General features: G+C 37.7%; 26 protein-coding genes, 1 tRNA gene and 1 pseudogene. 6 read left to right on the forward strand and 22 right to left on the reverse strand.

What is annotated here, in order from left to right; translation table 11 throughout:
- Positions 1–96 precede the first annotated feature (96 nt).
- Complete coding sequence (locus tag W908_RS04860; RefSeq protein ID WP_053820164.1) at positions 97–312, forward strand: DUF6552 family protein; 216 nt, start codon at positions 97–99, stop codon at positions 310–312.
- Between the two features lie 29 nt (positions 313–341).
- Here the strand turns inward: W908_RS04860 and W908_RS04865 are convergent, their stop codons facing one another.
- Positions 342–3,518 (reverse strand): autotransporter family protein, encoded by a 3,177-nt coding sequence (locus W908_RS04865; RefSeq protein WP_053820165.1) that lies wholly within the window; start codon positions 3,516–3,518, stop codon positions 342–344.
- A gap of 120 nt (positions 3,519–3,638) precedes the next feature.
- Between W908_RS04865 and W908_RS04870 the strand changes: the two genes are divergently transcribed.
- Positions 3,639–4,370: a phytanoyl-CoA dioxygenase family protein gene (locus W908_RS04870; RefSeq protein WP_053820166.1), complete on the forward strand. Its 732-nt coding sequence runs from the start codon at positions 3,639–3,641 to the stop codon at positions 4,368–4,370.
- A gap of 125 nt (positions 4,371–4,495) precedes the next feature.
- Here the strand turns inward: W908_RS04870 and W908_RS04875 are convergent.
- Both W908_RS04875 and metG read right to left on the reverse strand, forming a co-directional pair.
- A tRNA-Ser gene (locus tag W908_RS04875) sits at positions 4,496–4,583 on the reverse strand.
- A gap of 15 nt (positions 4,584–4,598) precedes the next feature.
- Positions 4,599–6,240 (reverse strand): annotated as a pseudogene (metG, locus tag W908_RS04880) (methionine--tRNA ligase).
- A 90-nt stretch (positions 6,241–6,330) separates the two neighbouring features.
- Between metG and apbC the strand changes: the two are divergent.
- Positions 6,331–7,410 carry an iron-sulfur cluster carrier protein ApbC gene (gene apbC, locus W908_RS04885; RefSeq protein ID WP_053820167.1) on the forward strand — a complete coding sequence of 360 codons (1,080 nt, stop codon included), beginning with the start codon at positions 6,331–6,333 and terminating at the stop codon, positions 7,408–7,410.
- Positions 7,411–7,414: 4 nt separating this feature from the next.
- Here the strand turns inward: apbC and fdx are convergent, their stop codons facing one another.
- The 13 genes from fdx to W908_RS04950 all read right to left on the reverse strand — a co-directional run bounded on the left by fdx (position 7,415) and on the right by W908_RS04950 (position 17,409).
- Entirely contained in the window at positions 7,415–7,753 is a 339-nt protein-coding gene (gene fdx, locus W908_RS04890; RefSeq protein WP_020024859.1) for an ISC system 2Fe-2S type ferredoxin, read from the reverse strand.
- A gap of 9 nt (positions 7,754–7,762) precedes the next feature.
- Positions 7,763–9,616, reverse strand: a complete 1,854-nt coding sequence (gene hscA, locus W908_RS04895; protein WP_053820168.1) for a Fe-S protein assembly chaperone HscA — start codon at positions 9,614–9,616, stop codon at positions 7,763–7,765.
- Between the two features lie 11 nt (positions 9,617–9,627).
- Entirely contained in the window at positions 9,628–10,143 is a 516-nt protein-coding gene (gene hscB, locus W908_RS04900) for a Fe-S protein assembly co-chaperone HscB (RefSeq protein WP_053820169.1), read from the reverse strand.
- A 33-nt stretch (positions 10,144–10,176) separates the two neighbouring features.
- Positions 10,177–10,500: an iron-sulfur cluster assembly protein IscA gene (gene iscA / locus W908_RS04905; RefSeq protein ID WP_020028205.1), complete on the reverse strand. Its 324-nt coding sequence runs from the start codon at positions 10,498–10,500 to the stop codon at positions 10,177–10,179.
- Positions 10,501–10,503: 3 nt separating this feature from the next.
- Positions 10,504–10,884, reverse strand: coding sequence for a Fe-S cluster assembly scaffold IscU (gene iscU / locus W908_RS04910; RefSeq protein WP_020024863.1), 381 nt, complete (start codon positions 10,882–10,884; stop codon positions 10,504–10,506).
- A 68-nt stretch (positions 10,885–10,952) separates the two neighbouring features.
- A complete protein-coding gene (locus W908_RS04915) occupies positions 10,953–12,167 on the reverse strand; it encodes an IscS subfamily cysteine desulfurase (protein ID WP_053820170.1) in 1,215 nt (404 codons plus the stop codon).
- Positions 12,168–12,186: 19 nt separating this feature from the next.
- Entirely contained in the window at positions 12,187–12,615 is a 429-nt protein-coding gene (locus W908_RS04920) for an Rrf2 family transcriptional regulator (RefSeq protein WP_053820171.1), read from the reverse strand.
- Positions 12,616–12,692: 77 nt separating this feature from the next.
- A complete protein-coding gene (cysE, locus tag W908_RS04925; protein ID WP_053820172.1) occupies positions 12,693–13,367 on the reverse strand; it encodes a serine O-acetyltransferase in 675 nt (224 codons plus the stop codon).
- A 65-nt stretch (positions 13,368–13,432) separates the two neighbouring features.
- On the reverse strand, positions 13,433–14,275 hold the full coding sequence (locus W908_RS04930; protein WP_053820173.1) for a lysophospholipid acyltransferase family protein: 843 nt from the start codon (positions 14,273–14,275) through the stop codon (positions 13,433–13,435).
- A gap of 2 nt (positions 14,276–14,277) precedes the next feature.
- Positions 14,278–15,654: a TolC family protein gene (locus W908_RS04935; protein ID WP_053820174.1), complete on the reverse strand. Its 1,377-nt coding sequence runs from the start codon at positions 15,652–15,654 to the stop codon at positions 14,278–14,280.
- Positions 15,655–15,762: 108 nt separating this feature from the next.
- Positions 15,763–16,284 carry a shikimate kinase AroK gene (gene aroK / locus W908_RS04940; protein WP_053820175.1) on the reverse strand — a complete coding sequence of 174 codons (522 nt, stop codon included), beginning with the start codon at positions 16,282–16,284 and terminating at the stop codon, positions 15,763–15,765.
- A gap of 16 nt (positions 16,285–16,300) precedes the next feature.
- A complete protein-coding gene (locus W908_RS04945) occupies positions 16,301–16,489 on the reverse strand; it encodes a zinc-finger domain-containing protein (RefSeq protein WP_417903550.1) in 189 nt (62 codons plus the stop codon).
- Positions 16,480–17,409, reverse strand: coding sequence for a branched-chain amino acid transaminase (locus W908_RS04950; RefSeq protein WP_053820177.1), 930 nt, complete (start codon positions 17,407–17,409; stop codon positions 16,480–16,482). Before W908_RS04950 ends, W908_RS04945 begins: the two co-directional genes overlap by 10 nt.
- 220 nt (positions 17,410–17,629) lie before the next feature.
- Here W908_RS04950 and W908_RS04955 point away from each other — a divergent pair, with 220 nt between their 5' ends.
- Entirely contained in the window at positions 17,630–18,874 is a 1,245-nt protein-coding gene (locus W908_RS04955; RefSeq protein WP_053820178.1) for a M48 family metallopeptidase, read from the forward strand.
- A 12-nt stretch (positions 18,875–18,886) separates the two neighbouring features.
- Entirely contained in the window at positions 18,887–19,849 is a 963-nt protein-coding gene (rsgA, locus tag W908_RS04960) for a ribosome small subunit-dependent GTPase A (protein ID WP_053820179.1), read from the forward strand.
- On the opposite strand, the gene W908_RS04965 is transcribed toward rsgA, so the two are convergent.
- From W908_RS04965 to hemH, 4 genes are all read right to left on the reverse strand, one after another.
- On the reverse strand, positions 19,841–20,488 hold the full coding sequence (locus W908_RS04965) for a class I SAM-dependent methyltransferase (RefSeq protein WP_053820180.1): 648 nt from the start codon (positions 20,486–20,488) through the stop codon (positions 19,841–19,843). The genes rsgA and W908_RS04965 overlap by 9 nt on opposite strands.
- Before the next feature lie 23 nt (positions 20,489–20,511).
- Positions 20,512–20,997 carry an FKBP-type peptidyl-prolyl cis-trans isomerase gene (locus tag W908_RS04970; RefSeq protein WP_053820181.1) on the reverse strand — a complete coding sequence of 162 codons (486 nt, stop codon included), beginning with the start codon at positions 20,995–20,997 and terminating at the stop codon, positions 20,512–20,514.
- A gap of 129 nt (positions 20,998–21,126) precedes the next feature.
- Positions 21,127–21,972: a TIGR01777 family oxidoreductase gene (locus tag W908_RS04975; RefSeq protein ID WP_053820182.1), complete on the reverse strand. Its 846-nt coding sequence runs from the start codon at positions 21,970–21,972 to the stop codon at positions 21,127–21,129.
- Between the two features lies 1 nt (position 21,973).
- Entirely contained in the window at positions 21,974–23,014 is a 1,041-nt protein-coding gene (gene hemH, locus W908_RS04980) for a ferrochelatase (protein ID WP_053820183.1), read from the reverse strand.
- 78 nt (positions 23,015–23,092) lie between these two features.
- Here hemH and W908_RS04985 point away from each other — a divergent pair, with 78 nt between their 5' ends.
- The gene (locus W908_RS04985; protein WP_053820184.1) at positions 23,093–23,461 is read left to right on the forward strand and encodes a sirohydrochlorin chelatase; all 369 of its coding nucleotides are present in this window, start codon (positions 23,093–23,095) and stop codon (positions 23,459–23,461) included.
- Between the two features lie 5 nt (positions 23,462–23,466).
- On the opposite strand, the gene glk is transcribed toward W908_RS04985, so the two are convergent.
- Complete coding sequence (gene glk / locus W908_RS04990) at positions 23,467–24,408, reverse strand: glucokinase (protein ID WP_236849119.1); 942 nt, start codon at positions 24,406–24,408, stop codon at positions 23,467–23,469.
- Positions 24,409–24,424: 16 nt separating this feature from the next.
- Entirely contained in the window at positions 24,425–24,748 is a 324-nt protein-coding gene (locus tag W908_RS04995) for a cupin domain-containing protein (protein WP_053820186.1), read from the reverse strand.
- Between the last annotated feature and the right edge of the window lie 5 nt (positions 24,749–24,753).

The raw sequence follows: 24,753 nt of genomic DNA on the forward strand, positions 1-24,753 counted from the left end.
GGCCCTTCCTAATTAAAATCTTTTAACTATACTTTGATATTTTTTATCAGTGCTACAAGAGCACAAAGATAGAAACATCATATTGGGAGATTCAAAATGGAGACAGCTGATATTGTTAAATGGATAGCGACAGTCATTCAGTTAATAGGTTATGGACTTACAGGGCTAAATCTAGCGCCTTACAATGTATTCTTCTTTTTTATAGGAATTGGTTTGTGTTTTGCTGTGGGTTATTTATGGAAAGATAGAGCAATAATGGTTGTTCATGTTGGAGCCTTTATTTCTTTACTTATAGGCTATTTAAGTGCATAATCTTTTTAAAACCTAAATTAGAAATACAGCTAAAACCTAAGATCGGATCTCAAGGTAAAACTGTTGCTATATTTAGATTCAGAGTTTGCACCGACTGCTTGTTTCCTGGTGTAGCTTGCAGAACTTCTCCAGCCTGATCTAGCAATATGATCAATTCCAACTCTTAGTTTCCAGTTGTTATTTTTAATATCAAAATTCTTCACATAAGTATTACTTGCGCCTTCGCTCGTATAGAACATTGATGTTGACGTTTTAGAATTTGATTTGTTGTATTCAATCCTTGTAAATGGTTTAAGTCTGCCACTATTTTTTAATATGATTTCAGAGTTTACGTCCATACCCATTCCTATCTCATAGTCTCGAATCTCTTGTTTATTAAAAGTTAATGCTAATGAGCCACTACTCTCACTAAAAGCGTCCAAATTAGTAAGTGTTATAGAATGTGTGAGATAAGGAGAGATTTCAAACTGTTTCTTTTTATACTCGTGCCTTAGAATATTTGACAAAAATAATTGGTTTCCCCTCCTTTCTCCTAACAAAGTCTCAGACCCATCTGTTCGAGTCATATCAAAATTAATACGACTTATACCAACTACAGTTTCTATTTTGGTATTTGAGTCTAATTTTAAGGCGCTATAGTTAGATAAGCTATAATTTTTTGATTTCACATTTGTTGCACCTGATCCTATATCGGAATTATCACGTCCCACATCAAACACAAATCCCACAATGCCCTCGTTATCAAGAGGCTTATCAAACCCAAGAGAAAGTATTTTTGACTTTGTATCTTGCTTAGAGGTTGTTGATGATGCTTTTGTTTTGCCAATTATTAGCTCTCCCTTTGTCCAAATCGACCAATCTCCAAAGATTGGCTCAAAAGTTGGATTGAGGGTCTCTATTGCAAGAGCTCTAAGCTTTACACCCTCATTAATAGCAATAGTTGCGGCGTCAGATTTAATGTGATCACTGACAGCAAGCAATGAACCATTTGTATTTTCAATTGCATTAGACATTTTATTAGCAAAATAGATCTCATCATAAATTTGAGAATTTGGAGAACTGTTCATAAGTATATCAATCATCTCATCTTGAAAGCGAAGCCTGATACCTTGATGCGAAGTTCGAATTGAACCCTGATTTCGACCTAACCAAGCAATTCTGTTATAAGAAATATCAACAATCATATCAGCCCATTCGGCTGCAATATCTTTGGATGCCTCAACAGAGCTAGTAACATCTGTTTTATCAAGTGGACTAGGTAACTGTGATTCATAAGTCCAGTTAAACTGAGTAGCTGCAACATTATTATTACCAGTAGCATCAGTAAATTTACTACTAGCGACATCAATTGTAGTTGCGCCGTCATCCGTTGGTGTGAAGGTGGCAGTATAAATAGTAGATGAGGTTGAGGCGAAACTCGAAAGAGAGCCCCCTGTAACTGTTATATCTCCGACAGCAAAGTCAGTGGTTGCCTCACTTGAAGTAAAAGTCATTGATAGCGATGCATCATCAGAGGTATCACCGTCAGAGACGGTGGATGAGGTGATTACCATCGTTGGCGCTGAAGTATCAACAGCGGTAAAGCTTGCATTAGCTGAATTAATAGCATTATTAGATGCATCTTCAACGGTAGCTCCAATTGCAACATAAACCACCTGTTCACTAGAAAAATTGCTTGATGGATTGATAGTAATGACTGTTTTGCCATTATTAATCGTTGCATCAAAGGAGATATCAGAGCCACTAGAGTTATTTTCCTTGAGTGTAATGAGTGCATCGACATTAGAATCATCAAGTGCAGAGTCATTAGTTAGCCTAACTGCCTCATTAAAAGTAAGCGTAATGTCTGAAGCAACTGCTACGGATGTTGCGCCATTTACTGGGCTAAAAGTGGTGGTTGGTTTGGTAGTATCAGCTGCTATAGCTAAATCCCATTTATTATCACTGTTTGAATCACTAAGGGTCCAGGTAAAGACTCCATTTGAGCATACGCAAGTTCCTGTTAAGCCTCCAGCAAACCGAGCAGAAGTTGTATTAGTAAATATATCTGTATATGTATTTGCAGCTAATGTAGACGCAGTATCTATACTAAAAGTAGTTGTGCCACTCGTTCCCCACTCTTTTGCAAATTTTCCATAGGATGAGGTGCTTGCAACAAATAATTTATAGTTTGTTGGCATCTTTCCTCTATAAACAAGGGCATCACTACCTCCTTGCCCATTTGTTAAAGTGGTAATTGTCATAGAGGGAACATAAAAATCATAAGTCCCGCCCGTAATTGTGCCTTTATTGACAATCGTCACTCCAGACGAACTCCCCCCAATTGCATAACGACTTGCGCTTAAAGTACCTGTATTTGTAAAAGTAGCGTTATCTTGCAGAGTCAGTCCATCATTATATCCACCTCCAGTTTGGCTTATTGTTCCTGAATTAGTAATTGATACAGTGCCTGTAGATGATTGCATATTTATAGGGTCTTCAGCTGAAGTAATCGTACCTGAGTTTGTGATAGAGACGTTATCAGCATTTCGAAGATATATTGCATAATCATCTACTGCAGAAATAGTTCCTGAATTGTTTATAGTTAAACCATCGGCATAATCTGCTTGAATACCCCAATCATCTCCAGCTGAAATTGTACCTGCATTAGTTATCGTAACATTTGAAGCATTTTCAATATCAATAGCGTCATCTCCTTCACTACTAATCGTAGCTCCTGAATTATTAGTTATAGTCAAACCTGAAGAGCTATCTCCATCAATTGTTTCATAATTGCTGGATCCTAAAATTGTGATATTTCCATTGTTTATAATTGTAGCATTCACGGAATTATTTGCATAAATGGTTCTACTACTAGATTTTCCATTGATAGTTCCATTATTAATTAACTTTGGATTTGTTGAGCTTCTAATATCAATTACACAACAGTTGCCTTCAATTATTCCGTTGTTTGTTATGGTAGTTGTTCCAGCAGGAAAAGTTCTATTATCAGCATCAACAGCAGGCCAAGTGTAATCAATTTCACCTCCATTATCTACTGTTAATGTATCGTTATTAGTTAGAGTGACTCTCGAGGTCTGAGTTGTTCCATTACTTATCGTATAATCAGTGCCATAAGCATGATTTGAAAAAAAGATACATAAAAAAATAAATAAGATAATAAATATTTTTTTAAAATTTAGTGAAACTCTTGCAACAGTAATCATAGATCAATACAGCTCCCTAGATTCATAATACATAAAAAGGATATTGAAAACAATGACTTAAAGTTGTACTTAAAATCCTAGTACTAAGAAATTTGACTCAAGCTAAAATATATCATAATTATGCAAAAATTAACCCAACAAAAAGTCAATGAATTTAAATCTCAAGGCTTTCTCATCTTAGAAAATTTTGTTAGCTCTGAAGTATTGTTAGAGCTTCAAGAGTCACTCAATAGCATCTATGAAGAAATTGACAAAGAGTCGAATCGCTTAGAACAATCATATGACAATAAGCATTATGGCGATATTTCAAAAGTGGGTCGAAAATTTATTCAAAATCAAAGTAGGTATTATCCTGCGATTCAGAATTACCTTAAAAGCAATCCTCTAAAGGAAGTTGTTACCAAGTTACTTGATGGTGATGCATTTATTTTTAATGAACAATTCGTAGTGAAAGAGCCTAATACGCCATCGAGTTTTAATTGGCACCAGGATTCAGGATATATAAATTTTGTACACAAACCCTATTTGACAACTTGGCTGGCGCTAGATGATACTCATTCATTGAACGGACCTTTGTCAATCATCCCTACAAATTTAGAGACCGAGGCAAAAGTTTTAACTCACCAATGGTCAGACAAATCAAAAGATCTATTTATTGAGGTTGATGAGGCTAAAGCAAAGACTTTGCATGTTTCTGTAGGATCTCTCGTGGTATTTTCTAGCCTTACGCCTCATTCCTCTGGAGCAAATCAATCACCCAGCCCAAGGTCAGCTTATCTAGCTCAATATTCATCAGAGCCAATTATCGACCCAAATACAGGTTTAAATAGAAATCAAGCGATTCCAATTTAAATTAATTACTAATTCACCCAATCTTTTTCTAATCAGCTTATAAACTGATCAATGAGCCTTCAAGGATTTCTAGCTTTGGAGAAATCCACAAATTATATCAATTATTATTAACGGCATGAATATTGTGGTGGAGGGAATGGGATTCGAACCCATGAAACCGTGAGGTTTACACGCTTTCCAAGCGTGCGCGATCGACCACTCTGCCATCCCTCCAATACTTTTGAATTTTTACCCTTTTGAGGACTCTATCATTGCTTCTATTTGTTCATCCTCAACGCGCGTCATTAATGGTTTAAATTTATTGATTTGATGGCCTAGTAATGGGCTATTAATATCATTCCAGTTCAAAGAATCAATATTCAAAAACTCCTCTGATTTTTCTGCCATCTCTGGAAGCACAGGCTTCAAATAGGTCATGAGCACTCTAAAGAGATTAATCGCCAGTGAAGTAATTTCAAGCACCTCTTGCGACTTACCTTCTTCTTTAGCAAGCTGCCATGGCTTTTTCTCATCAATATACTGATTGGCTTTGTCTGCAAGCTTCATAATCGATCGCATAGCCTGCCCATAGTTTCTATCTTCATAGTGCCCTGCTATCTCAGTATTAGCAGCAACAAACTCATCATAAAGACCCTGCTCAATGCAATGACTAGAAAGCACTTTATCAAACTTTTTCACAACAAAAGAAGCGCTTCTGCGATGCGATATTGACTACCTTTCCAACAAGATCAGAGTTAACACGCTGCTTAAAGTCTTCTAGATTAAGATCAATATCATCAATTCTAGATGAGAGCTTGTAGGCATAGTAGTAACGAAGACATTCTGGATTAAGTGCTTCAAGGTAGGTTCTTGCTAAGATAAAGGTACCGCGTGACTTACTCATCTTTTGTCCATTTACGGACAAGAATCCATGTGCAAAGATAGCGTTAGGGGTTCTGAAGTTGGAGCCCATTAATGTTGCAGGCCAGAATAGAGCATGAAAATAGACAATGTCTTTACCAATGAAATGATAAAGCTCGGTATCAGAACCCTTTGCAAAAAAGTCATCAAACTCCAGTTCAGAGTTGTCACATAACTTTTTAAAGCTTGCCATATAGCCTATTGGAGCATCTAACCAGACATAAAAGTACTTGTCTTCAGTTCCAGGAATCTTAAAACCAAAATAAGGTTTATCTCTTGAAATATCCCACTGCTGAAGACCTTGTTCAAACCATTCTGCCAACTTGTTACTTACCTGTTCCTGAAGATGTCCAGCCTGAGTCCAATTTTTCAGCTCCTTTTCAAACTGTGGCAAATCAAAAAAGTAGTGCTCTGAATCCTTCTCAATTGGCTTTGCTCCAGATATTACTGATCTTGCATTTTTTATCTCAGTGGTTGAGTAGGTAGCACCGCATACTTCACAGTTGTCTCCATACTGATCTTCTGCACCGCACTTAGGGCAATCCCCCTTTATATAGCGATCTGGTAAGAACATCTCCTTCTCAGGATCGAAAGACTGTGAAATGACCCTTTTCTTAATATAGCCAGACTCATTAAGGCGATTATAGATCAATTCAGAGATTTCGCGATTCTCCTCTGAATGGGTTGAGTGATATTGACTAAAGTCAATATGAAAATCACTCAAATCTTCTTGATGCCGCTCGCTGACCGAAGCAATAAGCTCTTCGGGTGTAATTCCCATTTCATCAGCTTTAAGCATGATAGGGGTTCCATGGGTGTCGTCTGCGCAAACGTAATAGCACTCGTTGCCTTGCATCTTTTGAAAGCGAACCCAGATATCAGTCTGGATCACTTCCAGCATATACCCCAAATGAAGGTCTCCATTAGCATAAGGGAGCGCTGAAGTAACTAAGATTCTACGTTTAGCCATAAATAGTCATCAATAATCCCAATATAAATAGGGATTTGTGGGATAGTTGTACGATAAAATATCGCTATTTTACCGACCGAGGTCATCAAATTGACAACTTTAACTGAAGATAAAATTCAATCTATACTAAGCAATGTAATCGACGAGAACACTGGAAAAGATCTTGTGTCCTCTGATAATATAAAGAATATTTCGGTCGATGATGAAATTGTTAACGTTGAACTTCTACTTAAATACCCTGCTGCCAACTTTCATGAAGAACTTAAAGGAGTTGTAGAGGAGGCTCTGTCTAAAGAAGGCGTCAACTATTCGAATATTTCAATTAACTCTAAAATCCCATCGCATGAAACGCAAGGCGTCGAAGCCCTTCCTGGTGTCAAGAATATTATTGCTGTAGCTTCAGGCAAAGGCGGCGTTGGTAAATCAACCACAGCGGTCAACCTGGCACTAGCCCTCAAGTCTGAAGGTGCAAATGTTGCGATACTCGATGCGGACATTTATGGACCCTCTCAGCCGCGCATGCTAGGCGTCAAAGATCTTAGGCCCCAAGAGTCTGAAGGTGGCAATATGAAGCCTGTTATGGCTCATGGTTTACAATCTATGTCGATTGGTTTTTTGGTTGATGAAGCCTCACCTATGGTTTGGCGTGGCCCTATGGTTACCCAGGCATTAGAACAGCTTCTAAAGAATACTGAATGGGAAGATGTTGACTATATGATCATTGATATGCCGCCTGGGACGGGTGACACCCAGCTAACTCTTTCTCAAAAAATTCCAGTAAGTGGTGCGGTGATTGTAACTACGCCTCAAGACATTGCGCTCATTGATGCTCAGAAAGGTCTTGCGATGTTTGAAAAGGTCAATATACCTATACTAGGTATTGTTGAAAATATGTCAATTCATATCTGCTCAAAGTGTGGTCATGCTGAAGAGATCTTTGGTCATGGCGGTGGAAAGGATATGGCTGTTGACTCCAAAACTAATTTTTTAGGTGCTCTGCCACTTCAGTTAGACATTAGAACGGATGTGGATGAAGGCACGCCAAGCGTTGCTAAAGATCCTGATAGTCAGGTTACAGATATGTACCAAGAGATTGCTAGAAAAGTCGCTGGAATACTGTCACTCAAAAACGAGTCAGTTGGCGCTTTTCCAAAGATTACGATTGAGTAAAGGTTTAGTGGTTCTCTGAGACCTGATTAATAGTGTACTTAGGTATCTCAATAACTAAATCATCCTCTGAGACAATGGCCTGACAAGAAAGCCTTGAGTCTGGGTCTAATCCCCACGCTTTATCTAAGAGATCATCCTCAATCTCGTCTGACTCTTCAATAGTGTCAAAGCCTTCACGAACATAGACATGGCAAGTCGTACAAGCATTCGACATCTCGCATGCATGCTCTATTTCGATTCCATTATCAAGAAGCGCTCTGCAGACACTGGTTCCGGGATTCGTTTCAATAACAATCCCTTCAGGGCAAAATTCATCGTTGGGAAGGATAATTAGTTGCGGCATATTAGTATTTTATAGTTGTTCATTAAATTCATCAATTCTGTGGCCTTTCATTGCGCTCATGATTGATTTGTTCATTCTCATTTCAACGAATTTAGCACTGACATTTTCAAGTTCTAGTGTAGCCTCTTTGATAATTGCTGCATCTTCAGAGTCAACAAGCAAGAACAAGCTTTGTCTCGCACCCTTAATAGAGGCTAACATTTCTTCATCGAGCAGTGATTGATCAGCTTCAAGCGCTGCATCTATAGCCTCAATTGTCCTTGTTGCATCAACTCTTTGCTCTTGGAGCTGTCTTAATACAATATCTTCCTGGGCAAAGACGACAGAGTCTTTGAGCATTTTTTCCATACCCTTATTACTCAGACCAAAGGAAGGCTTAATTTCGATCTCCGATTTAACGCCTGAGCTCTCCTCTTGGGCGGAGACCGATAATAGACCATCTGCATCCACCTGAAACTCAACTAAGATTCTTGCACGCCCAGCAACCATAGGAGGAATCCCTTTAAGTTCAAAGCGTCCAAGTGAGCGGCAATCCTTTGTAAGCTCTCTTTCACCCTGATATACATGAATACCCATACCAGTCTGGCCATCTTTATAGGTCGTAAATTCTTGAGCCCTTGTGATTGGAATTGTTGTATTTCTATGAATGACTTTCTCAACGAGACCGCCCATTGTCTCGAGCCCCAAGGATAACGGAAGTACATCGAGCAGCAAGACATCATCTTTGCTTTTGTTGCCAGCCAAAATATTAGCCTGGATTGCGGCACCCTTCGCGACTACCTCATCGGGATTAATCGAACAGAGCACTGGTTTTCCAAACACATCACTAGCGCGCTCTCTAATGATGTTCATTCGGGTTGAGCCACCAACCATAATGACTTCTTTAACATCAGAAGCATTAATCTCAGCATCTCTGAGAGCTCTTTTTGTGATTTGAATGGTTCTCTTAACAAGCTGTTCAGACAAGACCTCAAATTGAGATTGCGTTATTTTATAGTGTTGATCAACTAGTTTAAATTCAGCGCTATCACTCACTGAAAGCCTCTCTTTTGCAGATTTTGAAAGCTGCCTGATGACTTGAATTTGTGATGCACTCAAATCTTTAAGGTTTAGTGATTTGACGCAATCTTCAAAAATTAAGTTATCAAAATCATCACCCCCTAAGCTGGAATCCCCACCTGTAGACAAGACTTCAAAAACACCTCTATTAAAACTTAAGATTGAAATATCAAAGGTCCCACCCCCTAAATCATAAACCGCATGTATTCCCTCTTCTTTTGACTCTAAACCATAAGCAATTGCCGCGGCTGTTGGCTCATTAAGAAGTCTTAAGACATTGATTCCAGCAAGCTTAGCAGCATCCTTTGTAGATTGCCTTTGTGCATCGTTAAAGTAGGCAGGAACAGTAATGACTGCGCCTTTAAGTTCATCACCAAGGGCATCTTCAGCTCTTCTCTTAAGACTTGAGAGAATTCTCGCTGAAATCTCAATTGCAGAAAGCTCACCCATTGCTGTTTTAAATACAGCGCCTCCGTCTTGATCAACTAAATCGTAAGGGAGATTTTTGATCGACTGGGCCTCATTAAAACTAATACCCATAAAACGCTTAATCGAAGAAATCGTATTCACCGGATCACTTGTTGCAAAAGCAAGAGCCTCAACTCCAGCGCTCATTCCATTAATGCCGCAATGGACTACAGATGGCAGCATTGAATCACCATTAGTATCAGGCAAAAGCTTTGTTTCACCACTCATCACACTTGCAACCAATGAATTTGTAGTTCCCAAGTCAATGCCGCAGGCTAAATTATGGCGATGGGGAGCCGTTGATTGTCCCGGTTCAGAAATTTGTAACAGTGCCATCTATTTAGTCCTTATAACCATTCATCAAGAAGCTTTCCAGTCTCTTTTGCTAGCTGCTCATAGAACTTGAGTTCTCTGACATCTTTTTTAATCTGCAAGCTATCTCTATTAACATGAAACGCATTAGAAATTGACTCTACCTTAGAATGAATATGAGACTCTATTCTCAATATAAAATCTTCTAATTGATCTGAATCTGTCTTTGATTCAATCACCTCAAGCTCTTCACGTAACTCAATCTGGGATATAAGAAAGTCATGAGCCATAGAGGTATCATTTTCATCAAAAGGATCGATTCCATCAAGCTTAAGTAGATAGCTTGCTCTATTCAGTGGAGATTTAATCGAATCAAAAGCAGTATTTAAAAGCGAGGTGTTTTGAAGTGCCTGTAATTTTTCAGAGTCTGTTTTTAAAGCATATTTGTCCGGATGAAAGCGCGCAATCTCTCTGCGATAAGAATCCTTTAGACTGGAATCACTAATAAAGAAGGATGTCTCGAGGTCAAATAACTCAAAGTAATTTTGCATAAAGTCAATGTCCTAGTGACCCAATAAAGCTATTTAAACGGTAAAGGACTCACCACAGCCACACTCTGCTTTTGAGTTTGGATTGTTAAATTCAAAGCCTTCATTGAGGCCTTCTTTTTGATAATCAACTTCAGTGCCATCGATGTAAATCAGGCTTTTCGCATCTACAATGACTTTAACACCCTTGTCATCAAAGGTTGTATCGTCTTCATTAACAGCATCAACAAACTCCATGTTATAACCAAGGCCTGAGCATCCTGTTGTTTGAACAGAGAGTCTGACACCGACACCTGAGCCGCGATTAGCAAGATAGTCGTTCATGCGCTCTGCTGCTTTACTTGTTAATGTTATTGCCATTAATTAGTTAGCCTTACTCTTTAAATCATTTATTGCAGCTTTGATTGCATCTTCAGCCAACACCGAACAATGAATTTTTACCGGTGGCAACTCTAATTCTTCAACAATTTCTGTATTTTTAATTTGTGAAGCTTCGTCCAAAGTCTTTCCTTTAACCCATTCAGTTAAAAGAGAAGACGAGGCGATTGCCGAACCACAACCATAGGTTTTAAACTTAGCCTCTTCAATAACACCATCATCATTAACCTGAATCTGAAGACGCATTACATCACCACACGCTGGCGCACCAACCATACCAGTTCCTACATTATTTGCATCTTTATCAAGAACTCCTACATTTCTAGGGTTTTCATAGTGATCCAAAACTTTTTTACCATATGCCATAAGTTACTCCGAATTTAAGCTATCAATTTTACTCTACAGTTTAATGTAGATTTTAAATATCTCTCTATTTAGTGAGCAGCCCACTCTACTGAATTTAAATCAATACCATCCTTAAACATATCCCACAAAGGAGATAAATCTCTTAATTTTTCAACTTTCTCTCTTACAAGTATAATTGCATCATCGACATCTTTTTCTGTTGTGTATCTTCCGACACTGAAGCGAATTGAGCTATGTGCTAATTCATCACTCAGACCAAGAGCTCGAAGAACATATGAAGGCTCTAGGCTAGAAGATGTACAAGCAGAACCAGATGATACTGCAACGTCAGAAATAGCCATCATTAGGGACTCTCCTTCAACGTAATTAAAGCTAATATTTAGATTGCCCGCAATCCTTTGATCAAGGTCACCATTAACAACAACTTCTTCCATATCTGAAAAACCCGCGTAGAGCCTTTGTCTGAGTTTAAGTGTTCTGGCGTTCTCCTCTTTCATTTCAGCTTTAGCAATTGCAAAGGCCTCACCCATTCCAACTATTTGATGGGTAGCCAATGTTCCAGAGCGCATTCCACGCTCATGACCGCCGCCATGAATTTGAGCCTCAAGACGAACTCTAGGTTTTCTAGAGACATAGAGGGCTCCCATGCCCTTTGGGCCATAAATTTTGTGTGCTGAAAAACTCATCAAATCAACAGGAAGTGCTGTCAAATCAATTTCAATCTTACCAACCGACTGTGCAGCATCGACATGGAAGAAAACTTTATTTTCTCTACAAATATCACCAATAGTCTGAAGATCTTGGATGACACCAATTTCGTTATTGACATGCATAAATGATGCAAGAATTGTGTCTTCTCTAATCGTTTTCTTAAAGAGATCTATATCTAATAACCCATTAGGCAAAGGATCTAAATAAGTAACCTCAAAACCTTCTCTTTCAAGTTGACGACATGTATCAAGAATGGCCTTATGCTCAGTTTTAAGAGTAATGATATGTTTACCACGTTTCTGATAGAAGTGAGCGATACCTTTCAGCGCTAAGTTATTAGACTCTGTAGCGCCTGAAGTCCAAACAATTTCTCTTGGATCAGCGCCTACTAGATCAGCGACCTGAGAGCGAGCCTCATCGACAGCCTTTTCTGCCTGCCAGCCGAAATAATGAGAACGAGAAGCAGCATTTCCAAAATCTCCTTCCATAGTTAGGTATTTGGCCATTTTCTTGGCAACACGAGCATCAACTGGAGTTGTTGATGAATAGTCCATGTATGTTGGTGTAAGCATGTATTTATTCCTTTAAAAATTAATTGACATTGAGTGATTGGGTGAGTTGATAGTCATCCATCACTTGCTGAAGATTTCGAGTACTCAAAAAACCTCTAATTTGATCACTCACTTCGCACCATAAATGGTGAGAAAGACACTGCTTACCTCTATTGCAGTCTTTTGAGCCATGACAGCGCCTCAAATCAATATTCTCATCAACAGCCTCAATAATTTGAGTTAGAGTAACCTCTTCTGCATTGACATTGAGTAAATAGCCTCCCCCTGGGCCTCTGACACTTTTAACGAGTGATGCTTTTCTAAGTTTAGCAAAAAGTTGCTCAAGATAAGAGAGCGAAATATTTTGTCTTTGTGAAATCATATCAAGGGTTACAGGCCTTGAAGATTCGTTAGACGCTAAATCCAACATTGCTGTAACCGCATACCTTCCTTTAGTGGTTAATTGCATAAAAAAATCTCTATCTCAAAAAAACAAATTATACTATTAACCAACTAAATTAGTCAAGTATTTAATTCAATTAAAACTTACTTATTTTCAATATTAACAGAGCTCGTTTTAGGGCTTGCATTTTCTAACTTTTCCTCCATCTCAGCGAGGCGCTCAATAAGTGAATTAATAGCCTGAATTGTAGGGTCATTAGAAGTCCCTGAGGAGTTGGCTGCATAAGAATCAAAAGAGCCTCCATCTTCCGCCTTCTTTCTTACAATCCTACCTGGTATTCCAACAACTGTTTCGTTATCATCTATCGACCTGACTACAACAGAGTTAGAGCCAACACGTACATTTTCTCCAAGTATTATAGGTCCAAGTATCTTTGCACCCGCACCTATAACAACGCCATTTTTTAACGTGGGATGTCGCTTTACTTTGTCCCAAGTGGTGCCTCCTAAAGTTACACCGTGATAAAGCATACAATCATCTCCAATGATTGCTGTCTCCCCAATCACAACACCCATACCATGGTCGATAAAAAAACGCCTTCCAATAACTGCGCCTGGATGAATTTCAATACCCGTTACCCAGCGTGCAAATGTAGATATAAAACGCGCTAGCCAATAAAGTCTATAACGCCATAAAAAGTGAGTTAATCGATAGAATAAAACTGCCTGTACACCTGAATAACAAGTTAATACTTCAAATACATTTCTTGCAGCAGGATCTCGAGCAAATACACTGCGCACATCTTCGATAATTTTCATGCAGTTGATTATACCATTATTGCTACAAGTGAGATTTTACTGCATAGAAATAACAATTACAAAAATTAGATATAAGAGTGTGACGATTTAAATCTTCTGTAGCTCCACATGTACTGCTCAGGCTGTCTCCTTATAAGAGACTCAATAGACTGATTCATTTGGCCTACCCTTTCTTCTAAATTATCGCCCTTAGCATCAAGATCAACTGGCTCTATATTCAAATCATAACCTTGACCATCATCAAGCCTCTCAGCCCAAAACATTAAGACCTGTGCATTCTGTTTTTTTGCTATTCTTGCAAGCAAAGTCATTGTATTAACCTTCTTTCCAAAAAAAGGGGTCATTAAGCCACCCTCTTTACCAGGGTCTTGATCAGGAAGCATCCCAACTAAATCACCATTATTAAGCGCCCTTTGAATTTTTAAAATTCCAAGCTTATCCGCACTAGCCATTGTTAGATTACCTTGGTTTCTCCTAGAGAACAAGTAGTCATTCTGCTTATTGCTTCTCAGAGGCCTATACATAAAGGTCACCTTTCTTTTTTCTGCAAGAACTCTACCTGTTATTTCCCAACAACCCATATGAGGAACCAACAGAATTATTTTTTTTGAACTATCAAGATAGTGCTCACCATTGATATTTCTAATAAGCTTTGCATTATCTGTAAAGTTTTGATTCCATATTAGACCAGACTCAGTCAATCCTTTACCTGTTTCAGACAGTACTCTTTTTAAAAGTAACTTAAGTTCCAATTCACTCAAACCTGGAAAACAAATTTCTAAGTTTTGTTTTGAAACACTTTTTGCTTCTGAATTAAATAAATAAAGAAGATATCCTATAAAAGAACCAAATGAGTGGTTAACCTTTAGTGGCAATAAAGATGTAAAGGTTAGAAATAGGCGAATCATTTTTAATTGTAAAGTTGATCAACCGCTGCCTTGTAATCAATAACTATTTTTTGATATGTTCCTGCCGCCTGAAGGTAAGTAAGGTTTGCAAGATTTGCGCTACTCTTTGCAGCAAGAACTAAAGACTTCTGGCCTCTAGCCTCACTAAATTTGATTTGCTCTTCAATAACCTTTTCTTCAGCCAGTGCGCCCTGCTCTAGATAAAGAGCTACAAGCTCAGTTAATAAGTCAACCTGAGCTAGGAGATAGTTAATTTGTTGAATACTGTTAATTTCAGCTTCACGTTTTTTTGCATCAATATCCGACATCTTTATTTCAGTATTTTCAACTGCGAGAAGTTCTTTTCGTGAGCCAAGCGCATAAGAGATATCTACCCCAACATTCCATGAATAATCTCTGTTACCAAAGCTATCAAAGACCTTGTCGTTTTCACTGAGAGATGAAAGACCTAAATTTAGATTAACATTTGGCATTGTTTTATTATCTAATGACTGAAGCTCTCTTTGAAGCTTTACTTTATCAAAATCAAATTTTTGAATGGCTCTGGAATTTTTAACAAATTCTTTAGGATTGACATCGCTAAAAGTTTGCTCTTTAAATAAATCCATCTCAACAACCATGTCAGACTCTTTAGCGCCTATTAAATCAGCAAGCTCACGCCTCTCAATGATGAGCTCTTTGTTAGATTGAAGTGATTGTTGCCTTGCTTTAACATAGTTGTCTTTTTCTTGAATAAGGACTGTAATGTCTATGAGGGAGTTTTTAAATTTATCTTCTGCGAGATTGAGCTGCTCCCTTGATAATTCAAGCGCAATTTTGTGATTTTTGACCACTTCTTGCTTTAATGCCAAATCAACAAATTTAGAAAGCTTGGATGCTAGGAAATTTTCTGCCTGCTCTTCAAGACTTACCTTTATAGCTATCAAATCAATAGAAGCAAGATCCAGATTAAGTTTATCATTAAGGCCATCCTTATTCTGAAGTAAAGGTCTTGCGTAAGTAATTGAAAAAAGGTTTGAATGCGTCGCATTACTGTCCTTGTCGTTTCGAGTCAGTGAATGCTTTAAATTGACAGTTGCACCTGAATGTGAAACTTTTCTGATTGCACCAATCTCGTATTTAGTTGAGAAAAGGTCCTCGTAAAGTCTTGATGCCACATCATCACCCCCAGTATAAGTTTCACTTGCACCAGCATTAATATTCCAATCTGTGTAAATAGATAGAGACTTCTGATTGATTAAACTCGTTTTTTCTGAAAGGGATAACTGAACAAAATAAGGATGGCTTTCTACAAGCTGAGTACTAAAATCATCTAAAGTTATCGCACTGACATTGAAAGATGAAAGTACAAATGCAGATAGAAAAAAATTTTTGAACATTATTTACCCCTTTGGTCTAAATTCAATTAATAAATATCAGTTTAGAGCATTAAATTAACATTTTAGTGAAGTTTTGATGAAGTTTAGGAAAAAAGAGGTTAAAAAAAATTATCTTTGTAAATGTGTTAATATTTCATGGATAACTTCATTTAGTTTCTTTTCATTTGTATCAATAATAATGGTTGCTATTTCCCTATAGAGTGGATCTCTTGCCTCGATAATATCAGTAATTGTTTTTCTTTTATTAGAGCTATTTTCTAGTAAAGGTCTTGTTTTAGATTTTGCTGTTCTTCTTAAAATTTGATCAACGGAGGATAGAAGGTAAATAACCGAACCAGTTTTTGAAATTTCAAACCTATTTTCTTTTGATATTACTGCGCCACCTCCAGTAGCCAAGACAATGTTATCTTTGCTGCATAACTCCTTTAAAACATCAGACTCTCTTTTTCGAAACCCCTCTTCTCCCTCAACATCAAATATGTGGTCAATACTCACACCAGTCTTGTCAATAATTTCATGATCTGCATCATAAAAATTAACGCCTAACTTTTCAGATAGCCTTCTTCCAACGGTTGTTTTGCCTGATCCCATTGGACCAACTAAAACAACATTATTTAAATTTGTTTGCATTTTTTAAAATACTAAACTATGAGTCCAGTTTATATTTTGCTCCACAATATGGACAACTCACTTTGCCATGATCATCAAATGATAAAAAAACTTTTGGATGCATATTCCACTTTGAAGAATCTTTGGGTGGACAGTGAGCAGGTAGATCTTTATTTGAAACTATCTTTGTTACACCTTCATATGAGTCGGCAGAACTCACAAACACCTTCCACTATCTATCCAGTGATTAAAGTCACTGTTTCGCCCATGAACACAATCAAAGTAGAGTGACTGTAGCTTTTCAGTGACTGGTCCACGAGCCCCCTGACCAATCTGATTTCCATCAAGATCTCTAATGGGGGTTACCTCAGCCGCAGTTCCAGTAAAGAAAGCCTCCTCTGAGGCGTATATTTCATCACAAGATAGTTTCTTTTCAATAATGTTATAGCCTAATGACTTTGCCAAAGTAAAAATCGTATCTCTCGTAATACCAGGCAAGGCTGATGTCAAATGAGGAGTATAAATTACATCGTCTTTAATGACAAAAATATTCTCACCGCTCCCTTCAGAAACATAACCATCAATATCTAACATTAAAGCCTCATCAAATCCATGATCAAGTGCCTCCTTTAGGGCCATCATAGAGTTAACATAATTTCCATTTGTTTTAGCACCACTCAGAGAAGGATGAGCCGGATGCCTGACATAAGAAGACGTTCTAATTCTTATCCCGTTTTTCATATTATCTTCGCCCAAGTAAGCTCCCCATTCCCATGCAGCAATCATTGTGTGGACTTTTAAGTTATCCGCCCTAAGACCCATACCCTCAGAGCCATAGAAACACATTGGTCTAATGTAGGCAGAATTAAGATTATTCTTAGTAACAACTTCTCTCTGAGCTTGATTAAGCGTCTTAGCATCATAAGGAATTTCCATCCCCAAAATTCGAGTTGAATTAAATAGTCTCTCAGTATGCTCTTCAAGCTTAAAAATTGCTGGCCCCTTGTCAGTTTCATAAGCCCTAACACCCTCAAAAGCCCCCATGCCGTAATGCAGGGTGTGAGTTAAAACATGAACCTTTGCTTCGCGCCAATCCAACCATTCTCCATCCATCCAGATGAAGCCATCTCTATCTTCCATTGTCATTACAAAATCTCATTAATAAAACTTTAATTACGAAATTATACCCATCTCCATATAGAATTCATCTCATATATCTATGATTTCATTTAGGCTTTTATTATTTATTTATATAATTATTTTTGAATATTATTTTCATTTAATTTACCGGTATTTCAATTTGTAATATCTAATAAATGAGCGGGTATAATTTGTTGTAACTTTTTAAGATCATTTATACATAAAAATGGAATTTAATTTTTTTACATTTATTTTTTTATTCGCAATTTTGACTTCGGTCCTAGCTTTACTTTATCTAAATTTTAGACAAGACAAGGCGATTGATAACTCATTTGATGCAGTTCCTGATGGCTTCAGTGAAACGATAAAGCTTGAAGATCATCAAAAAGCTGGAAAATATACGAAAGCTAAGCTTTTATTAAATCATTTTGAGATAATCTTTTCAACAATGGTACTGCTAGTTTGGACACTAGGTGGCGCTATGAACTGGATCGATGGCTACTGGTCTCAAAGAGTTAATGACCCAGTACTAATGGGTACTTTCTTTGTACTGAGCATCATGCTCATTGCTAGCTTTATTGACCTTCCTTTCAGTATTTATAGGAATTTTGTTTTGGAGCAAAAATTTGGATTTAATCGCATGACAGTTGGCACTTTTGCTGGAGACTTAATTAAGGAAATAATACTGAGTCTCGTTCTTGTTTTGCCTCTAATTTACGCTATTCTCTATCTTATGAATATTGAATCAATAGGTAACTATTGGTGGATCTATGTTTGGGTTATTATCAGTCTTTTTTCCTTAATCATGATGTGGGTCTATCCCTCTTTCATTGCACCCATCTTTAACAAATTTAACCCGCTAGTCAATGAAAGTCTTAAAACAAGAATTACTAGTCTCCTAGAAAGAACCGGCTTTGGTAGCGATGGCATATATGTCATGGATGGATCAAAAAGATCCTCACATGGAAACGCGTACTTTACTGGAATAGGCAAGAACAAAAGAATTGTGTTCTTTGATACCCTTCTTAATGGAATGGAGGACAAAGAGATTGAGGCAATTCTTGCGCATGAGCTCGGACACTTTCATCACAAGCACACGCGTCAAAGAATGATCAGCTCTTTTATCTTCAGTTTTATTAGTCTTGCCCTACTAGGCTATCTGATTAATCAAACTTGGTTCTTTAATGGACTAGGAATTTCAGAGCCATCATCACACGCAGCATTGGTTCTTTTTAGTCTAGCCCTTCCAGTCTTTAGTTTTTTTATTACTCCAATTAGTAATTTAGTCTCAAGAAAACACGAATTCCAGGCAGACGCCTTTGCAGCAAGCCATACTGACGCAAAAGATTTAATATCTTCTCTCATTAAACTTTACAAAGAAAACTCATCATCCTTATCCCCAGATAGATACTATTCAGCTTTCCATGACTCTCATCCAAGTGCGGTCCTTAGAATTGAAAAATTACTATAATTTAACTGCCTAGTGCCACTTACTAGAAAACAAAAATGGCGCATTGATAAAGTTCAATCTGAAAAGATTGCTCGCGCTGATAAAGCTTCAATCAAAGCCGAATCTGAGCTAAACGTGAAAGATAAAGAATATTCCGGTAAGGTGATTACAAGGTATGGTCAGCGTCAACTTGTCGAGGCAAAAAATGGTGAAATTTTTCAATGTGTAAGCCGACAAAATATTGGCTTTTCTGTTGCAGGTGATGAAGTCCTGTTTAAAAAAACAAAACAAGGCGAGGCAATTGTCACTGCCATCTACCCAAGAAGAACTGAGCTCCAAAGAAAAGATAAATTAATTGCAGCCAATATTGATCAGTTATGGCTAGTCGTAGCAATTGAGCCGCACTATGAGTTTGATCTAATTGACCGTTACCTTATTATGGCTGAAAACTCAAACCTTCCTATAGGTATAGTAATCAATAAAATTGAGCTATTAAAAAATAAAAGTCAGCTTAATGACGACTTTGAACACTATAGAAATATTGGCTATGATGTTCACATAATGAGTGTTAAGAGTGATTTAAATGTGATCTCATTTAAGGAAAAACTAGTCAATAAATCTCATATATTTCTGGGTCAGTCTGGCGTTGGAAAATCCTCACTCATTAATGCGTTAATTCCTGATTTAGAGCTAAGAGTCAATGAAATTTCAATTAAAAGTAAGCTGGGCAAGCACACAACAACAAACACAACAATCTATCACATTCCAAGCGGTGGTGATTTAATTGATTCACCTGGTGTCCGTGAGTTTCAATTAGACAACCTTTCTGAAGAGCAGATAGTCAGAGGATTCAGAGAATTCAAAGCGCTTTCACATCAATGTCGATTTAGAAACTGCAAGCACATTAATGAGCCAGACTGTGCGATTAAAATGGCCTTAGAGAATGGTGAAATTAATAGCAATCGTTATGAGAGCTATTTGAATATATTAGCCTAGTTTTTTCAAAAAAATTACTCGCTCTGAGTAAATGTCAAGTTCTAACTTCAGTTCTTTTGCAAGGTATGCTAAAGATTGTTTATTAAAAAATCCTATATGAGAAGGGTCATTTTTGTAATACCAATTGCTAAAATCTGTCTCTTCAGTCAACAAATGCGTCATTAATGCGATATACCCACCCGCCCTAAGAGTTGAAGTTAAGCGCTTAAATTCAAGCATTGGGCTTCTTAGATGCTCAACAACTTCAGTTGCTGTGATAAAGTCAAACTTCTTAATAAAAACACCTTGATTTGAGGCATAAAACTTGTCATATAGCTCAACATGATGCTTCTTCTCTTCAAGCATTAAGGACAAGGTTGGTCCTGGTCCAGAGCCAAAATCAAGGCCATAAGACTTCTCGGGAATTTTTTGTAAAAGAGGCTCTGCTAACTGAGATAAAAATTGACGATAGCGATTATCCGAAGGATCGTTATTGTGAGTGTCATACCTTAATTTTTCATCAGCCTCTGAAAGATGAAAGGATTTAGGTACAAAGACAAATCTACAATCTGAGCAACTTAGATACTCTCTATGTCTATCTTTATGAATCAGTGAATGATTCTTTGATTGACACAGCGGGCAAGTAATAATTTTTATCACTATAGCCCGCTATAGATTTATGATTAGTGAGAGTGGCCACCTGCTGAGTGGACGTGACCGTGAGATAACTCTTCAGCCTCAGCATCTCTGACATCTTCAATGCTAACTGAAAAATGAAGGGTCTCACCAGCTAAAGGGTGGTTTGCGTCAACTGTAATTTTCTCATCGTCCTGCTTTGTAACTGTCACAACAAAAGGGTTGCCATCTTGGTCCTGAGATTGAAGCTGCATACCAATTGTTACTTCGTCAATGCCTTGAAGTGCTGTGCGAGGGATCTCTTGAATCGCATCCTGCATTCGAAGCCCATAACCCTCTTCAGGCTCCACAGATACATCCATCTTGTCACCCTTACTGGCGCCTTCAAGCGCCGACTCAAGACCAGGAATAATGTTTCCATGCCCTTGTAAAAAGTCAAGAGTCTCTTTGCCGTCAGATGAATCAATAACCTCACCAGCATCATTTTTAAGAGTGTAGTGCATTGATACGACTTTATCCTTACTAACTTTCATATTTTCTCCAAAAATAAACAAAAAAAACTCCCCAAAACGGAAAGCCTCATTCAATCTTATGTAACAGTGTGAAACTTAAACATATTTTACCATAGGCAAATGCTTTTACATTATGAGGATTGAGCGGCTTTACCCTATTAGATCTCTCATTGCAGTGTCGATGTCAGGATAGTCAAAAACAAAGCCAGCTTGGATTAATCTCATCGGAATAACAGATGCACTTAAAGTTAAGACTTGGGATCCTTTACCAAGGAGGATTTTCAATTGCCACTCCCATACAGGAATAAAAAAAGGTCTTTTTAAAGACTTAGCAAGAACTCTTCCAAAGACCTTTTGAGGAACAGGCTCAGGTGATGTAATGTTATAAATGCCTTTACTCTGAGGATCATTGATTAGATAATGAAATGCTTTAACGAGATCATCAATATGTATCCAAGAGAAACATTGATTTCCACTCATAATAGGGCCACCTATACCAAAGTAATAAGGCCAGTATAATTTTGCTAATGCTCCGCCCTTTCTTGAAAGAACAACACCAAACCTTAAAATAGTAACATCATCCGAAATGGACTTTGCAGCACTCTCAACGGCAATATTGAGATCAGTCAAATAACCCTCGCCCTGAATATCATCTTCAGTCTTGGGGTCATTACAGTCAGATTCTGCATAAAAACTAATCCCTGAAGAGCAAATCACTTTAGGCGTCTTAGTAATGAGCTTAGTCGCATCTGAGAGCATTTGATTAGTATTGACCCTGCTTTGCCACATCTCAGCAATAATTTTTTTACTCCACCTCTTTGAAATAGTGGATCCAGCAAGCTGAATAACAAAGTCACTACCATCAATAATTGAGGATAGATACTCAGCAGACTTAAAAACGGTTCTATTGAATACTTCTACTTGGTGTGTCTTTGAAAAGCTTTTTTGGAGCGCACTGCCAATTAATCCAGTTCCACCCAGAATAACAATTTTCATACTACTTGTTCCAGCCTGATGTGTTATCAAGTACGATCTGAGTCAAGAATTCAATATGATCAGGTCTGTCATTAAGCGCTGGAATATATCCAAACTTTTGACCACCTGACTCCATGAAGTAATCCTTGTTTTCTTCGCTTATTTCCTCAATCGTCTCCAAGCAATCGGCTGAGAAACCTGGGCAAATAACTTGCACATTTTTGATACCTTTACTGGGAAGCAACTTCAGTGTTTTATCGGTGTACTCTTTCATCCATTCAGCAACCCCCAATCTAGACTGAAATGTCATTTGGTATTCACTCGGCTTCAAATCAAGTTTTTGAGCTAAACGGAATGTGGTTTTGCAGCATTGGCAAGGATAGTTATCGCCTTTATCAAAATATCGTTTAGGGATGCCGTGATAAGACATCAGCAAGAAATCAGGTTTGCCATGGGTTTTTTGATACTCCTTGACGCTGTTAGCTAGAGCATCAATGTATTTCTCTTCCTCGTTATAGCTGCTAATGAATCTCAGATCAGGAACATTTCTCCAAGTTAAAAACTCTTTCGCAACGGCGTCAAATACAGAGCCTGTTGAAGAGGCGGCGTACTGAGGGTAAAGAGGTAACACAATAATTTTTTTACAGCCCTTAGACTCTAACTCGGCGAGAGCAGAATTCATTGATGGGTTGCCGTAACACATGCCTAGAGCAACCTCGAACTGTCCTGGCGCTTTTTTTTCGAGTAGCGAGGCAATTTCAGTTTTTTGAAGCTTCGCAATCGACAAAAGTGGCGAGCCCTCTCCATGTGTATTCCAAACAGTTTGATAGGCCTTGGCTGATTTTCTAGGTCTAAGATTAAGGATCACAGCATTCAGAATGATTTTCCAAACCCAGCGTGGAGGTGGGGGCTCTATGACCCTGGTGTCTGAAAGAAACTGCCTAAGATAGGGTTTGACTGCTTTCTTGGTTGGCGCGTCAGGCGTTCCTAAATTGGATAAAAGTAATCCAATCTTAGTTTCACCAGCTGATTCATGAATTGACGAACTTTGGTACAAAAGTATGCCTCTAATTTATTTTTTCAACGTGATAAGATACCCTAAAATAATCAATTATTTAATTTAACGTATTATCGAACTGGGATGAATATATTACTATTGGTTGCTCATGGAAGCCGAAGAGAAGAATCAAACCTTGAGGTTGAAGCTTTATCCAAAAAAATGATTGAATATAATATAAACAATTTTGATCAGATTATACCGGCCTTTTTAGAATTTGCCTCCCCCTCAATTCCAGAGGCTATTGAAAAATGCAGTGAATTAGGAGCCTTAAACGTTACTGTTTTGCCCTATTTTCTTTCTGCAGGTGTCCATATAAAAAGAGATATTCCAGGTGAAGTTAAAAATGCTTCTATAGATTTTCCAAATCTAAATATCACTATTTCAAATTATTTTGGATCAAGAGACGAGATTGCAGGACTTCTCATGAAGACTGCGTTAGATATTAAATGAATTACTTATAAATTATTGATCTTGTAGGCGCTTCCTATAAGGCCCATGTTTTGTTTTTTTGATATGCAGATTGGGATATCTGTCATGTAATAATCAAGCCTTCCCTTATCTTGAAAACTCTCCAAGAAGTCACTTTCAAGAAAGAAATCTAAAAAATTTCTTACTAGGTCGCTTGTAATATAGATCCCACCAAGACAGCCTGTTGTCAGTGCAATCGTTCCAGTGACAGAGCCAAAAATTTTACAAAAGAGGTTAAGCGTCTCTTTTGCTGTTAAATCTGAATTTGCTTTAATTGCAGCAGATGTGACCTCAGAAGGACTCTGAAAAATAATATCTCTTCCATTAATTTGACATATAGCCTTGTACAAGTTAACAATGCCCGGCCCAGACAAAATTCTCTCAACCGAAACGTGTCCAAATTGTTTTTTTAATATTTTTAATATTTCAATCTCTAGATCAGAGTTGGGTGCAAAGTCTGTATGACCACCCTGAGCAGGCAAAGGAATCCATCTATTTGATGATTCAATTAATCCACAAGTGCCTAGACCTGTTCCTGGACCAATGACTAACCTAACTCTATCAATTTGAGCATTGCCTTGATTGACAACAACAATATCATCTTCACTCAATGTCGACGTTGCTAGAGCTTGAGCTGAGAAGTCATTAATCCAATTAACTTCAACGTTATGAAGTGCAGATGAGACATCAGCCTTATTAATGACCCAATCATTATTTGCTGGTTTAAAGATATCCAAGTGTGTGGTTCCAGCTGAGGCTATACAGGATGAATTGATTTCTACATTTTGAATTGAAGAGAGATAAGATGTCATTGCCTCCTGAACTGTTTCAAATTCAGTACATGAAAGCGTTTTGATATTAGTTAATTCTGATTCACCGGGAACCAAAAGCGCAAATCTCGCATTTGTACCTCCTATATCACCTACCAAATTATATCCTTGGGTTTTAATGACTTCGGTCTCCATCAAATATACAAACCATATAAAGGTCTTCTTCTCCAGTATTGTGAACGCGATGAAAAACCCCGTCCTCAATTAAGATCATTTCTCCACCAGAAATATTAAACTCATTATCATCTAACTGCATTCTTCCAGTGCCACTCATAATCATATAGACCTCCTCTTTACCAGGATGACTATGGCCTCGGGTTGATTTGCCAGGATGCAGCGTTGTGGAGCTTACAACAAGGTTCTTAAGTGAAGTGTTATCCTTAAGTAAGTATGTTTCGTTATCTTTAACAATTTCACCATCAATATTACTAATCTTCATATGTT

Source organism: Candidatus Pseudothioglobus singularis PS1 (assembly GCF_001281385.1).
Taxonomy (GTDB): Bacteria; Pseudomonadota; Gammaproteobacteria; order PS1; family Pseudothioglobaceae; genus Pseudothioglobus; species Pseudothioglobus singularis.

What these genes read in the sequence shown, in the direction of transcription:
- W908_RS04860 (WP_053820164.1), top strand. Translation starts at nt 97, where the DNA reads ATGGAGACAGCTGATATTGTTAAATGGATAGCGACAGTCATTCAGTTA.
- W908_RS04865 (WP_053820165.1), bottom strand. Translation starts at nt 3,518, where the DNA reads ATGATTACTGTTGCAAGAGTTTCACTAAATTTTAAAAAAATATTTATT.
- W908_RS04870 (WP_053820166.1), top strand. Translation starts at nt 3,639, where the DNA reads ATGCAAAAATTAACCCAACAAAAAGTCAATGAATTTAAATCTCAAGGC.
- fdx (WP_020024859.1), bottom strand. Translation starts at nt 7,753, where the DNA reads ATGCCGCAACTAATTATCCTTCCCAACGATGAATTTTGCCCTGAAGGG.
- hscA (WP_053820168.1), bottom strand. Translation starts at nt 9,616, where the DNA reads ATGGCACTGTTACAAATTTCTGAACCGGGACAATCAACGGCTCCCCAT.
- hscB (WP_053820169.1), bottom strand. Translation starts at nt 10,143, where the DNA reads ATGCAAAATTACTTTGAGTTATTTGACCTCGAGACATCCTTCTTTATT.
- iscA (WP_020028205.1), bottom strand. Translation starts at nt 10,500, where the DNA reads ATGGCAATAACATTAACAAGTAAAGCAGCAGAGCGCATGAACGACTAT.
- iscU (WP_020024863.1), bottom strand. Translation starts at nt 10,884, where the DNA reads ATGGCATATGGTAAAAAAGTTTTGGATCACTATGAAAACCCTAGAAAT.
- W908_RS04915 (WP_053820170.1), bottom strand. Translation starts at nt 12,167, where the DNA reads ATGCTTACACCAACATACATGGACTATTCATCAACAACTCCAGTTGAT.
- W908_RS04920 (WP_053820171.1), bottom strand. Translation starts at nt 12,615, where the DNA reads ATGCAATTAACCACTAAAGGAAGGTATGCGGTTACAGCAATGTTGGAT.
- cysE (WP_053820172.1), bottom strand. Translation starts at nt 13,367, where the DNA reads ATGAAAATTATCGAAGATGTGCGCAGTGTATTTGCTCGAGATCCTGCT.
- W908_RS04930 (WP_053820173.1), bottom strand. Translation starts at nt 14,275, where the DNA reads ATGATTCGCCTATTTCTAACCTTTACATCTTTATTGCCACTAAAGGTT.
- W908_RS04935 (WP_053820174.1), bottom strand. Translation starts at nt 15,654, where the DNA reads ATGTTCAAAAATTTTTTTCTATCTGCATTTGTACTTTCATCTTTCAAT.
- aroK (WP_053820175.1), bottom strand. Translation starts at nt 16,284, where the DNA reads ATGCAAACAAATTTAAATAATGTTGTTTTAGTTGGTCCAATGGGATCA.
- W908_RS04950 (WP_053820177.1), bottom strand. Translation starts at nt 17,409, where the DNA reads ATGACAATGGAAGATAGAGATGGCTTCATCTGGATGGATGGAGAATGG.
- W908_RS04955 (WP_053820178.1), top strand. Translation starts at nt 17,630, where the DNA reads ATGGAATTTAATTTTTTTACATTTATTTTTTTATTCGCAATTTTGACT.
- W908_RS04970 (WP_053820181.1), bottom strand. Translation starts at nt 20,997, where the DNA reads ATGAAAGTTAGTAAGGATAAAGTCGTATCAATGCACTACACTCTTAAA.
- W908_RS04975 (WP_053820182.1), bottom strand. Translation starts at nt 21,972, where the DNA reads ATGAAAATTGTTATTCTGGGTGGAACTGGATTAATTGGCAGTGCGCTC.
- W908_RS04985 (WP_053820184.1), top strand. Translation starts at nt 23,093, where the DNA reads ATGAATATATTACTATTGGTTGCTCATGGAAGCCGAAGAGAAGAATCA.
- W908_RS04995 (WP_053820186.1), bottom strand. Translation starts at nt 24,748, where the DNA reads ATGAAGATTAGTAATATTGATGGTGAAATTGTTAAAGATAACGAAACA.